Annotated in this window: 8 protein-coding genes; 4 read left to right on the top strand and 4 right to left on the bottom strand. The window is 56.4% G+C overall.

Annotated elements, in window-relative coordinates; translation table 11 throughout:
* Positions 1-17: 17 nt before the first annotated feature.
* From rpmF to mutM, 3 genes are all read left to right on the top strand, one after another.
* A complete protein-coding gene (gene rpmF, locus HMPREF3164_RS01110) occupies positions 18-221 on the top strand; it encodes a 50S ribosomal protein L32 (protein ID WP_004004885.1) in 204 nt (67 codons plus the stop codon).
* A 17-nt stretch (positions 222-238) separates the two neighbouring features.
* Positions 239-925: a ribonuclease III gene (gene rnc / locus HMPREF3164_RS01105; RefSeq protein WP_070448500.1), complete on the top strand. Its 687-nt coding sequence runs from the start codon at positions 239-241 to the stop codon at positions 923-925.
* A 78-nt stretch (positions 926-1,003) separates the two neighbouring features.
* Positions 1,004-2,002 carry a bifunctional DNA-formamidopyrimidine glycosylase/DNA-(apurinic or apyrimidinic site) lyase gene (gene mutM, locus HMPREF3164_RS01100; protein WP_070448499.1) on the top strand — a complete coding sequence of 333 codons (999 nt, stop codon included), beginning with the start codon at positions 1,004-1,006 and terminating at the stop codon, positions 2,000-2,002.
* A gap of 8 nt (positions 2,003-2,010) precedes the next feature.
* Here mutM and HMPREF3164_RS01095 read toward each other — a convergent pair whose 3' ends face one another.
* From HMPREF3164_RS01095 to HMPREF3164_RS01085, 3 genes are all read right to left on the bottom strand, one after another.
* Complete coding sequence (locus tag HMPREF3164_RS01095) at positions 2,011-3,159, bottom strand: NAD-dependent epimerase/dehydratase family protein (protein WP_070448498.1); 1,149 nt, start codon at positions 3,157-3,159, stop codon at positions 2,011-2,013.
* 115 nt (positions 3,160-3,274) lie between these two features.
* Complete coding sequence (locus tag HMPREF3164_RS01090; protein ID WP_070448497.1) at positions 3,275-6,205, bottom strand: alpha/beta fold hydrolase; 2,931 nt, start codon at positions 6,203-6,205, stop codon at positions 3,275-3,277.
* Positions 6,206-6,338: 133 nt separating this feature from the next.
* Complete coding sequence (locus HMPREF3164_RS01085) at positions 6,339-7,412, bottom strand: 3-oxoacyl-ACP synthase III (RefSeq protein WP_070448496.1); 1,074 nt, start codon at positions 7,410-7,412, stop codon at positions 6,339-6,341.
* A gap of 444 nt (positions 7,413-7,856) precedes the next feature.
* Here HMPREF3164_RS01085 and smc point away from each other — a divergent pair, with 444 nt between their 5' ends.
* Positions 7,857-11,474, top strand: a complete 3,618-nt coding sequence (smc, locus tag HMPREF3164_RS01080) for a chromosome segregation protein SMC (protein WP_070448495.1) — start codon at positions 7,857-7,859, stop codon at positions 11,472-11,474.
* An 84-nt stretch (positions 11,475-11,558) separates the two neighbouring features.
* Here the strand turns inward: smc and HMPREF3164_RS01075 are convergent, their stop codons facing one another.
* Positions 11,559-13,163, bottom strand: coding sequence for an MFS transporter (locus tag HMPREF3164_RS01075; RefSeq protein ID WP_246822544.1), 1,605 nt, complete (start codon positions 13,161-13,163; stop codon positions 11,559-11,561).
* Between the last annotated feature and the right edge of the window lie 229 nt (positions 13,164-13,392).

The raw sequence follows: 13,392 nt of genomic DNA, 5'->3' as shown, positions 1-13,392 counted from the left end.
GAGAATGAGAGATAGCTGTGGCTGTTCCCAAGCGCAAGATGTCCCGCGCTAACACCCGCGCGCGTCGTTCCCAGTGGAAGGCATCTGTGCCGCCGCTGGTTAAGACTGTTGAAAACGGTCGCGTGACTTACAGCCTGCCTCACCAGGCAAAGGTTGTAACCGACGCTGCAGGCAACGCCCTGTTCCTGGAATACAAGGGCCGTAAGGTCGCCGACGCTTAATCACGCGAGTATTCCTGATGACTAACATTCCTAGCGAAGCTGGGGAGTTGCTTGAACGTCTCGGTGTCGATATTGACGCCGAGACGTTTTTGCTGTCTCTCACACACCGTTCCTACGCTTTTGAAAACCCCGGAGTAGAGCATAATGAACGCCTAGAGTTCCTGGGTGATTCTGTACTTTCTCTCGCCATTGCAGAGGAGGTGTACCGCCGCCACCCCGAACTTCCCGAAGGTGAGCTCGTGAAACTGCACCATGTGGTGGTTTCGGCTCCCGCTTTGGCAATAGCCGCCCGTAAACTAGAGCTGGGTAAGCATATCCGTCTAGGTAAGGGGGAAAGGCTTACGGGAGGTGCCGATAAAGATTCGATTCTTGCCGACACAATGGAAGCTATCTTTGGAGCAACGTACATCAGCTTGGGGCGGGAAGCCGCCCGTGAGCTCGTTCTAAGGTTGATTGCACCCATGTTAGAAGACGAGCAAATTCTCAATTCCGGACGCGACTGGAAAACCGATCTGCAGACGCTGGTAACCTCGCGGTCTTGGGGAGATGTAACCTACGAGCTCGAAGCAGAAGGCCCCGACCATGCTCGCTTGTATACCGCCCGCGCTATCGTGGCAAAGCAGACCGCGGGTACCGGAAGCGGACCTAGCAAGAAGGAAGCAGAGCGTCTCGCCGCAGAAGCTGCGTATCGCATACTAGTCTAAAAATAAGTTTGCGCCGCCCGGTGGGAGAAACTAGCTCTTGCGCCGAGTGGCGAGTTCATGACGCTGTGAAGGAGAGAGATGCCGGAGCTACCCGAGGTTGAGACTGTGCGTGAGGGTGTGCATCATCATGCTGTCGGTTGTGTAATCGAGCGTGTACGCATTCTCGATGAACGCTCTATTCGCCGCCATATCGGGGGTTCTGCGGATTTTACGATGCGTTTAGAAGGAACCCGTATTCGCGGGGCATATAGGCGTGGCAAGTATATGTGGCTGACACTCTCTGCACCCGAAGACGAACCTTTCCCGAAGCGTGGCGACAGCAATGACACGTTACTGCCGTACGCGCTTGTTATTCATCTGGGGATGAGCGGGCAGCTACTCGTGAAGACTCCAGGATTCCCCGCTGAGAAGCACCTCAAAATCGTACTTGAACTCGAACCCGCCAATGGTGAGAGTACCAATAAAGCCACTGAATTACGGTTTGTCGACCAGCGTATCTTTGGGGGAATGTTCCTCTCAAATCTAGTTCCCGACATTCCTGCGGGCACTTCGCCCGCTGGTGCGGAAGAAATATCGGAAGAGTTCTTGGTTCCTGAAGCTGTTGAGCATATTGGGCGTGACCCGGTAGATCCATACTTTGATGTGGCAAAGATTCGCCGCATCATGCTGCGCACCTCCAGCGGCATTAAACGCCTGCTTCTGGACCAGTCCGTGGTATCTGGGATCGGGAATATTTATGCGGACGAGGCGCTCTGGCGTGCCAGAATACACTACGCAAAACCCGCAAAATCTCTCAGTGCCGCCCAAACCCGGGAGCTATTCGCCGCCGTACACCAGGTACTGACCGAAGCGCTACACGCAGGCGGGACCAGTTTCGATGCGCTCTATGTGAACGTCAATGGGCAGTCCGGTTATTTTGATAGGTCCTTGAACGCTTACGGCCGTGCCGGCGAACCCTGCCGTCGGTGCTTAGAGGCTGGGCGCACTAGCATTATTATGCGTGAACCATTTATGAACCGTTCCTCATACCGCTGCCCGCACTGCCAACGCACCCCGCGCGGGCTAAAAATCAGCTAACGTTTTTCCTACACTGCTGAAGAGGAACGTGAATATTTATCCCCGTAGAAAAGACCCAGACGACGGTACCCCTCGTCGATCGTAACGGCGGGCTCCCACTGTAAAAGTTCGCGGGTGAGCCTCTGATCGAACCAGTGCGCCGTTGAAAGCTGCTCCGCCAAAAATTCGGTCATGGGAGGCTCATCCCCGGCTGTTACCGACTTCGGCAGACGCCCCCACACTTTTTCGATCAAACGCCCCACAAAAGCCGCCGTCGGTGCGGGAACCGAGAAACGCGGCGCAGGAACCCCAACCGCCGTGCAGAAACCACTCATCAGCTCAGCAATCGTGCGGGGCTGACCATTTGTGACCACCAGCGCGCGCCCGGCTATTGACTCTAGGCGCTCGTAACCACGTACCAGCGCATCAGCCGCGTTATCAATATAGAGCGTATCGATCAGACCTGTGCCCCCGGAAAGTAGGGGCAGCCGCCCGGACCGAGCCCTATCTAGGATACGCTCCACCAACTGAGTATCGCCCGGTCCCCAAATCAGGTGCGGGCGTAACGCCCCCACGCGCATGGTAGAGCCCGAGGCGAGCTTTGTGCCGTTCGCCGCCAAAACAGTAAGCTCTGCCGTCGCCTTGGAACGAGCATAGTTTCCACGAGCATGTTCGGGGGACGCCGCCCCGTTCCCCTCGCCGATGAGAGCCGTTCCGGCATGAGCAACCGAAGGAGAAGATACATACAAAAACTTAGAAATCGAACGCTCTATAGCGGCATCCAGTAGAGCCTGAGTGCCCACAATATTGGTACGCTCGTAATCCTCCCAATCGCCCGAAACCGAGACTTTCGCAGCGGCATGCACAATACCGTCCACTCCCACAAGAGCCTGCTCAATAACCTCAGCATTATTAAGAGAACCGCGAATCTGCTCGAAACGAGGGCGTATCGTATCTGGCAGCAGCGCTGCAATACCCGCATCACTGCGCTGGAATACGCGCACATCATACCCGGCACGCAACAGCGCGATGGCGGTTTCACGACCGAGCATGCCGCTTGCGCCGGTAATAAGCACACGTTCGCCGCTACGGGCAGCAAAATACGATTCATCGACGGGACGCAAAGACCGCGGCGCAGGGTCGGTATACCGAGCCGCTAAAGGAGCCGGGGTAGCCATAAAAGCCTCCAAAATTCAGGTTTCTCCTGATCTTCAAGAATCTATATGCGAAAACACAACGGGAGAACAATGTCAGGCGGATTTCCTGCGTATCCTCTCACCGTTATCTTAAGAACTAAGCACCCGCAAGTACCTTTGAAGCCCACTCGCCAAGGGCAGGCCTATCAATCTTCGAGTTATGGCGAATATCGGTCGGATGCTCCTTGATAACCAACACAGCCGCCAGCTCGATACCCGTATCGTCCTGAACGCGCTCGCGGATCTGTCGGCTCAGCTCGAAGGGTGCCTGACCCTGCTTGAGTTTACGGTTGGCGGTCTCAATGACGAGCACGGGTGCGGCTGTGCCTGCAGGACCGACCGAGACCAGTGCGGCACGGCGAACTGCATCCAAGGTCTCAGCGGACTGCTCAGCGGCAACCGGGGTCAGTACACCTTGGGCAGTCAAAAGGACATGCGCTAAGCGCCCCTCAACCCAGAGACGACCGGCAGCATCCAGATGCCCCACATCGCCGGTGTGATGCCAGCCAGGGGTTGAAATCGATTGTTCTTCGGTCACCCAGAGGGTATCGTAACGGTCTTTTACATGGGGAGCCGATACCAAAATCTCACCGGTCACACCCGGTTCGTGGGTCATCTCCGAAGCCACGGTTCCATCCTCCTGCAAAGGAGCGATCGCCACCGCCGCACCATAGACTGCGTATCCCACGCATACTCCATCGCGTGCAAAAGGATCAAGAATATCACCCTCGGTATTTGGGGTTCCCTCAGCTAGTGCCTGGCGAATCATATCCAAAGATACATCGGTAACCGGCAACCCCTCGGTCATACCATAAGGGGTGTGCAGTGAGGCATGAGGCACCAGCTTCGAGAGTTCGTCAAGCAGGGGAACAGGAATAGGCGCCCCAGCCGACAGTACGGTGGTGACCTCCGCTAGGGCTGCGCGCTGCGAATCAGTGAGTTCAGAGGCGCTTGCCACCACGTTCACGAGTGCCGCAGGGGAGGCGAAGACGGTGGATGCGCCAATCGCCTCGGTTGCGGAGGCTAACGCGGTTGCGGTGAGCGTCTTGGGCTTGGTCACATCCATCTTCGGGGTAACACTCGTAGCGCCCAGAGCCGGGCCTAGAAGCGCGAAGGGCGCGAATCCAGCTACCAGACCTGACCCGGACTTGAACCCGTAGGTGTTGACGATGGCATCGCGCATACCCGCCAGCTGACGCTGGGTGTACACAACACCCTTTGCGGGGCCGGTTGAGCCGGAAGTGTACAGGACAGCGGCATCCGCATCCGGATCGGGGTCGGGGAACTCGATAACCGCAGGAGTGGCAATAGGGGCGCTGAGTGTGTTTTCGGATGTTTTAGAACGTGCCGAACGTTTGTGAACGGACTCAAAGACAGAACCTTCTACACCGAGCACCCGATCCTGGAACTTACCGAGCGGTTCTACGGAAATGCGGTGCCCGGGCCACAACAGGGATCGTGCGGCGGCGAGAGCGGCGGGAATGCCCACGATAAATTGCGGGTTGGCGCCCTTGAGCGCGCGCGTAAGACCCGTAAGCCCCAAACCGGTATCCGCCACCACAATAACCGCACCCAGTTTAAGGCACGCATAAATAAGCGTTGTCAGGCGTGACCCAGGTGGCACCATCAGATTCACACGGTCACCGGGACGTACCCCTAGGGCGTGCAGGCGCGCCGCCGCCGCATCCACATGCGTTGCGAGCTGCTGCCACGTAAGCTGTGCTGCAACCTGGGTTCCATCGCCTGCGGAGTCCATATCTACAATTGCGAGCGAGGTGTCCTGCGCGCGTTCGTTCAACGCCGCTATCATCGGGCGGAATTCTTCGTGTGCTTCTTCTTCGGAAGTTTTCAGATTCCGAATACGTTCGTCCAAAGCTCGCCGCGCCTCACGATGCTGTGCCTCTGCGTTGACCGGCTTCTCTAGATAACCCTCAACGAGCGTGCCGAAGTTCTGCCCCAGCCAAGAAAAGATAGGGGCGGCAATATCTTCATCTTCGGCAACTAGGTGCGATGCCTTTTCGTAGCGGTGCACCTTGGCCTGGGGAAAACGACCCATCAGATCGAAGAGGTAGCGCCGCTGAAAAACCGGGTCTTTAGTACCCCACTGGAAGAACGCGGGAACCTTCAAATCCCGAACACCTTCCGCAATGCGCACCATATGAGCGTATGAGGGTATATCGGTTCCCGTGGGAATATCGCCCACAAAATTGCGGATACCTTCGCGCCACGCCGGATGCGCATAGGGTGCCCGGTAGGTGCGGCGAATCCCCTCGTGAAGTTTGCTGGGGTAAAGCGCACGCGGTTGGGATTCCTGTGGCCCGGCTAGAGCCCGTTCCGAAGAGCCTGGCTCACCTTCGGAGGGTACCCGGCCCTGGTTCTGCGCCAGCCCCAGAGTAACGTCTAGAAAAGTTGTAGAGTCTCGTGTACCCAGCTCGTGAACCCCCAAAGCTAGGCGCAGCGCCGCCGGGATGCGCTCAACACCATCGTGATATACAGCCGTGTTCGTGAGCATGACGCCTGAAAGAATATTATGGTGTTCAATCGCCCAGCCCAGCGAAATCAAACCGCCCCAGTCATGGGCGAGGGTCACCACCGGTTTATCGGTTTTATCCAGCCCGAGTGTACGGGTAAAGTCACCCAGGTCTGCTATGCGGTCTTCAAGAGAGCGCCGTTCGTCCTCCAGATCGAGGTGCGTGCGTTCGGAGTACCCCATATCGAGCTGGTCGACAGCGATAACACGCCACGGCGCTGTACTGTTCACACCGGCATCGAGTACGGTACGCCACAGATACGACCAGGTGGGGTTGCCGTGTACGCACAGGATCGTGCCGATAGGGTCAAGCCCATGTTCCTGAAGCGCTGGAGTATTGTCGAGGTAATGCCACCGTCGTGCCTGCGCCTGGGCGGCCCGCGCCTCAATCGGGGCGGTGGTAGGTACCTCAAGCATGTGCGAGTAGCGAGGATCAACGCCCGTCCACTCGTGTGGGTTATATGGTGGTTGGGTCTTCGGGAAGTTAAGGTGGCGCATATACTGTCCTTGCTGTTGCGACGGCTCGTCGCCGGTGATATTCAGAGTACCTTGGCGTGGGGCTATGTACCGATACAGTGAGGAGCCCCGCACCTGCCGAGGCTCCCACGCGATGAGACGATACTAATTCACGTTACCAGTCGATTTCCATGAGCGCAGTATTCAAACCGGAACCCACACCCATGCATAGAATACGGTCACCTTTTTTATAGGTGGGGGCGCATTCCGCAAGAGTCATGGGCAGTGCCGCTGCCGCTACGTTACCCCAAACGGGGAAAGTCAGCGGAATACGGTCGCGTTTAATTCCTACGGCTTCGATAATAGCGTTGGTGTGAGCATTAGAAATCTGGTGAGTCACATAGGAATCCATATCGGTCCACTCCCAGCCGTCCTCATGAGCTTGTTCCCAAGCCTGAGCTACCAGCTGCAGACCATGCTCAAGAAGACCAGCGGCATCGGTATTCATGCCCTGATCAGCTTCACCGCCAATGCACAGATTACGATGCTCAGTTCCCGCACGCGATACCGAACCGATGATGCGGTGCCCTTCGGGATGCGCATCTGCCTTACTGAGTACCGCCGCCGCCGCACCCGAGCCGAGGGTGAGGGTAGCAAACTGGGCGAGCACATCCTCACGAGATGTATGAGGCTGGCTCAAAATCCGCAGGGCGGTACGATGCCATGGGGAAGGATCTTCACCGGCAACAACGAGAGCGTAGTCAATGGCACCGGAATCGATCATCGTAGACGCCACAGTCATAGCGTTTACAAACCCTAGGCAGGCGTTCGTAATATCGAAGTTTAGGGCGTGACGAGGCAGATTAAGGCGGTCATGAATACCCACAGATACTGCGGGTTCAAAATTGTCGCGGGTTACAGAAGCATTAATGAGCAGCCCCACTTGGTCCCGGTCAACCTTCGCAGCTTGAAGCGCTTTCTCTGCTGCAGCAACGGCACCATCTTCAAAAGTTTGGCCCTCAGCCCAGCCACGACGTTCGCTAATACCCGCCAGACGCTCCAGTAACCCCTTAGGCATCTTCAGACGCTTATAGGTGTTGGACAATTGTTCGTCAAAATATGAGCTTGTAACTACACGGGGAGGAAGTTCATGCGCGATAGAAAGTAAAGCAGCGTTACGATGCCGGATATCAGAATTTACGCCGGGCTTATCTGCGTCAGAAGTCGCGGCTGCAGTGTGTTCGGACAATCTGTATGACCTTTACAGGGAGGTACGTCTATGATGGGTGCAACGAAGAAATAGCGGAGGCGCTGGTACGCTCCCCGCATCGTCGACTTAGTTAAATCTACCGTACCCGCGCCCTAAAGTCCGAAATTCCGCATTCATGACTCCGTGCGCCGCATGGCAGACATCCCTAGAATATCAAGGCGTAAAGTTATTGTGCGGCCCTTGGCGGCTTCGAGATACGGAATATTCGTTCACCTATCGCTTAAGACCTTCAACTGGAAGCCGACGCTTCCCGGCAGTTCAGGATGCAAACTTTCCTAAAGCCGGGCAACGTCCGTTGTGCGTCCTTAAAATCTGGATAAGCTCGTTTCATGCCCGGAACGCTGATGATGCATCTGAGTACAATAGAACTACTCTGCGCCTGCTAAAACCCCGGCGCGGTTTCCACCCGATGAAAGGCAATCCGTGCACCTGACTTCGCTCACCCTACGCGGCTTCAAGTCTTTCGCATCGTCCACCACATTTGAATTCGCACCCGGCATTAACGCTGTGGTAGGACCTAACGGCTCGGGAAAATCCAATATTATGGATGCGCTCGCCTGGGTTATGGGGGAGCAGGGGGCAAAAACTCTGCGTGGCGGTTCCATGCAGGATGTTATTTTTGCGGGTTCTGGTACGAGTGGAGCCGAAAACGGCGGAAAATCCCAATTAGGGCGTGCCCAAGTTGTTTTGCGCCTAGATAATACAGATGGTGCGCTGTCGATACCCGCCGACACTGTCGAAATCTCACGCACTATGTTCCGTGCCGGTGGCAGCGAATATGAGATTAATGGGTCGCCTGCTCGTCTGTCTGATGTGCATGATATTCTCGCGGAAGCTGGAATGGGGCGTGAGATGCACGTGCTTATCGGGCAGGGTCAGCTCGATAAAATTTTGCATGCCTCTGCCGCCGAACGCCGCGAAATTATGGAAGAGGCCGCCGGAATCCTAAAATACCGCCGCCGCCAGGATAAAACCGCCCGCAAACTTGAGGCCATGAGTGCTAATCTGACCCGCCTGAACGACTTGGCTGCCGAGCTCAGCAACCAGTTGGAACCGCTTGGGGATCAAGCAGAGTCTGCGGCAACCGCGCGCGAACTGCAAGCGCGCATCCGCGAACTGCACGGCATACTAATCACCCGAGAAACCCATGCGCTCAACGCCCAAGTACAGGAACAGACCCGGCGACTTATCGATACGAGTGAGCAGGCGCATGAACTCGATGAAAACCGCGAAAAAATACGGACGCGGCGAAAAACCCTCGACGAGAATCTTGAATCAACCCGCCGCGAGCAAACGGAGGCGAACGCTCATCTAGTGCGCATCCGCGAGCTTGTGGCACGGGTTAACGCGGTAATCGCGGTAGCGGCTGAGCGTGCCCAAGCGGAAGAAAACGCTCCTGCTCTTGAAGACTATCGGCAGGAAGTTGAGCGCTGTGCACAACGCCTTGCAGAGGATGAAAAAAATCGTGACAGTGCGGCTGTTGAGCACGAAAAAGCGCAGACGGAGGCTCAGGAATCTGAACGTCGAGTACAGGAACTTACAAGCGCTCTCGCCACATTGGAAAACACTCGTGCTAAACGCGAGGTTGAGCGTGACCGCGCTAGGGAACGCCGCGCCGAACTTGCTGAAGCTACCGCCGTGGCACGCGCCACCTATGAACGCGCTTGTGCCGTGGAAGAGACCCGCCGTGCTGAACACGAAGACTTGACCGCCGAATCTGCGCGTATGGCTAAGACCGTAGCGCACTCAGAGGCTGCCCTGCAGACAGCTGCAGCGGAAGAAGAAACTCACCAGCGGGATCTCACCGCTGCCGCTAGTGCACGAACTAAAGCCGAAGAAACCCGTGAAAAGGCCAGTGCCCGGGTATTAGAGGCCTCCCAAACATACGCTGGCGCCCATGAACGCGCCGCAACTCTGCGAGAAGCCCTTGGGCAAAGCCTAGATATAGCTGGCAATCTCTCGGAAGTACATCTCGATCAGCTCGTGCGTGTTTTTGAGGTTCTTACCATCGAGAAAGGCTGGGAGCGCGCCGCCTCTGCCGCACTGGCTGCCTTTGCATCGGCGGCAATTAACGCCCCGCAAGACACCCATATTTCTCGTCTTATCTCTGATGCTGGGAAGAAGACAGCGAAGACTAAGAAGCCATCTCGAAAGACAGAAGAATTAGCGGAAAAAACTCTGGGCCTTCCAGATGTGCCAGATGCCGTAGCGGCGCTTACAGTCATTACTCCTGCCACAGACTCGGCAGAGAATCTACTCGATAAACCCGCCCGCACAGCTCTTAACGCGGCACTCTACGCACGCCTGCACGGAGTTTACTTTGTGCAGGATGCGCCCGCAGCTGCCTTGGCACTTACCGCCGGCGCTTACCGTGTTTACGACAGGCAGGGAATCGAATACACCGCCTACAGTGTTCTGCACCCGGCACACGAACAGAGTGCCCTCGAACTTGCCGCCGCCGCGCAGGCCGCCTGTGACGACGCCGAAAAAGCTCTAGAAAAACTCAACCGTGCCAAGAAAAAACTTACGGCCGCCGAACGCGCTCTCACCGATGCACTCGATGCGGAACGCGGCACCGCCAAACTTCTAGGCGAATCCCGTGCCGCCCGCGCCCGGGCCGAGGCTGAGCATGCGCGCATCCTAAGCCGATCCGAAAGTTTGCATGCCGAGATCGCGCGCGCTGCCGAAAAACTGCACCATGCCGCAGATGAAGCACAGGAACTTCAGAGCGCATACCAACAGACACGCGACGAGCTGACCGCCCATGAAGAAGCTCGTATAACGCATAGCATCATGGGGAGTGCAGAGGCCGAAGCCGATGGTACCCCGGATAACCCTGCCGATCTCGAAGGCTCTCTCGCGCAGGCACGCAAAACACTGCATAAGGCAGAACAGCACCATGCCCGCATCCAGGCCGAAGCTGCACAACGAGTCGCCGAAATGCATGCTGCAGAAGCCTCAATGGAACGCACTCGGGAGGTTTATAGCCGTGCAGAACGTGCTCTCACCGCAGCGCAGGCAGCGCGCGAGCAAGCGCATCGCCTAGCTACCGCAGCACGTTCACAACAGCGCCAAGCTCACGCGCTAGTTGATGCTCTAACCACTGAAGCAGAAACCTGGAAAAATCGTCTTGACGAAATCGCGCGCAGCATGGGTGAAACCGCCGAACAACGCGCCGAAACCTACACCGAAGAACAAGACCTTGCGACAGCCCACCAAGCAGCCCTCGCCCTCATCTCGCGCGCCGAAACCGAACTCGCACGCCTCGAAACCCGTCGTGAAACTCTGGCAGAACGCTCACGGCTTCTGACCCAGCTGCCTCTCGACGAAATTCTGCAGACACACCCCAACCCAGACGAAAACGCCGAAGATTACGTACCCACCGAGACCATTCAAACACGGCTTGCCGCCACCGAACGCGAACTCGAAAAGCTCGGCAAAATCAACCCCCTCGCCCTCGAAGAATACGAAGCACTCACCGAACGACACACCTACCTGCGAGAACAAATCGCTGACCTCAAAAAATCTCGCGGCGATGTCATGACCGTCATGGACGAAGTCACCACCCACATTACTGAAGTTTTCACGCAGGCATTCAACACCGTAAACGAGCACTATGAACGTATCTTTGGCATACTTTTCCCCGGAGGTGAAGGTCGCCTAGAGCTCTCCGACCCTGACGATATTCTTAACTCAGGCGTAGATATTTATGCCCGTCCGGCTGGCAAAAAAGTCAAACGTCTCTCGCTTCTTTCCGGTGGAGAACGATCGCTCGCATCCCTGGCGTTGTTAATCGCCATCTTTATGGTAAGCCCCTCACCGTTTTATGCCCTTGATGAGGTAGAAGCAGCCCTTGACGACCGCAACCTAGGGCGAGTCCTCACAGTACTGCAAGAACTAGGGGAGCGCTCGCAGCTCATCGTGATAACCCACCAAAAACGCACGATGCAGATTGCACAAACCCTTTACGGCGTTTCGATGCGCAACGGCGTTTCGACTGTAATCTCACAAAATATGGATGAGCTGCGCGAGCTTCTCTAACGTTTTCTAGGCGCAAAATAAAATACTGTGGGCTAAGAACGCTCGAAGGTGTTCTTAGCCCACAGTATTTTGTGAATGTTCCTCCTACCTTCCGGTATAGTTCTCATCCGCCAGTTCGCGGGGCCAGTGTGGAGTACGGAACGGTAGCCAGGTGAGTGAAGCTGCCAGGAGTAAACCTCCGCAGAGCATGAATGCAGGTGTGAAGCCCCACGTATCGGCAACAGCACCGGCGAGAAGCGGACCCAGAATCATGCCGAAATCACTATGCATTTGGAAGGTTGCAAGTACGGGGGCACCATCGCGTTTGCTACCGATCACATCGGCAACAGAGGCTTGCAGCGAGGGCGTGATCAGTGCGGCACCAGCACCCATACCCACGATGAGAGCCACAAGCATCCAAGGCGCCGAAGAAATACCAATAGTCGAAATGGCGGTTCCGGCGATAAGCAAACCGATAAAAATCATGATGCGCCGCCCCAAGTTGTCTGATAGACGCCCCGAAACGGTTTGGGTAAGAGCATTTGCTAACGAACCGACCGCCATCACCGTAGAGGCAAGGACGGTTCCCTCCGGTGCCCTAGACGCATCGCCGCCCGTCGCCAAATACGCCGCGAGCAGAGGAATCAGAGAAGACTGTATGCCTAAAACAGCCCAGCCGATCGTAAAGTTCGTGAAAAGCGCCGATCGGTAGTTCGTAAATTTGAGTGCTTGCCGAACGGTCATCGTGGCTGGCATAGGGGGTTTCTGCCGGGGCGATTCCTCGCCCGAAGCCGGTACATCGGTTGCAGAAGCATCGTTAGTATCAGGGGAAGCTTTGGAGCCAGTATCATGCTGGGTGGGAAGGCTATATGCCTCACGTTCGGCATCAATCTGATCGGCAGGAGGCATCATGAACCAGACGATAGCCCCAGCTATTAGCAGAGAGCAGCCGTAGAGGGCAAATGGCAGACGCATCCCCAAGCCGCTGAGCGCACCGCCGACGACCGGTCCCATAATGTTCCCGAGCAGGAATGCGGTAGCGTAGTATCCCGAAACCCGCCCGCGCATATGCGAAGGTGCTAAACGCACCAGAAGACCCATCGCAGAAACCGTGAACATGACCGAACCAATACCTGCGAATGCGCGCGAAGCGAGCAGCACCCAGTAATCCCAGGCAGCGGCATTTACGAAGGACGAAACCGCCACAATAACCATGCCGCAGGTGTAGATAGGGCGCTCACCAAACCGTGAGATGAGCTTGCCCGCCCCCGGTGCGAAGACTAACCGCATGGCTGCCAATGCCGAGACCACAATCGTTGTTGCCGCTACTCCCACGTTAAAGCTACGCGCAAAACTGGGGAGTACAGGTGCTACGAGTCCGTACCCGAGCGCGATCATAAAAGATGCGGCAATGAGTACCTTCAACCCGGTAGGAATACGAGTTTTTGCAGGTGTTTCAGGCGGTGTACCTTCAGTTTCGTCAGCCTTCGTGAGCTGGATGCGCCTGCCGCTCTCATCCTCAATAGTTGCGGATGCGATGGCATCCGCTCCGGGGCTGACGATAGGGATCGCACCGGTTGCTGCACTCATGTAGTCCGGTGTGCATTGCTGCGTGCTGCCGGTATTGGAAGGTTCTTTCTTCCCGGTATCCTGCTGAGTTTCTGCGGGGGAGGAGCCTCGGGACTGTGCGTTGTGTTCGTGCGGGGTCATAACTCTTTCTGAGTATTTGGCGGTAGAACCACCCTGGCAGCGAAGCTGCCGTGCGTGTTGGTTAGGGGGAGCGCATCAGAATCTTGCCTGATACCGCTCGCTCTCACTAGTCTACTCTTCTTAAGAATTGTGGGTCGGGAGCATTGAGGATATTCCTTGCCTGCCGTGAAACGCCTGAGCGAAGAGCTATTTTATGCGGAAGTGCGCTGCAGAACGGATTTTCCTTCAT

The sequence above is a fragment of the Rothia sp. HMSC08A08 genome (genome assembly GCF_001808385.1).
In the GTDB taxonomy this organism is placed as follows: Bacteria; Actinomycetota; Actinomycetes; order Actinomycetales; family Micrococcaceae; genus Rothia; species Rothia dentocariosa.
The sequence above is the reverse complement of the archived record's forward strand: the minus strand, read 5'-3'. Positions and strand labels throughout refer to the sequence as shown.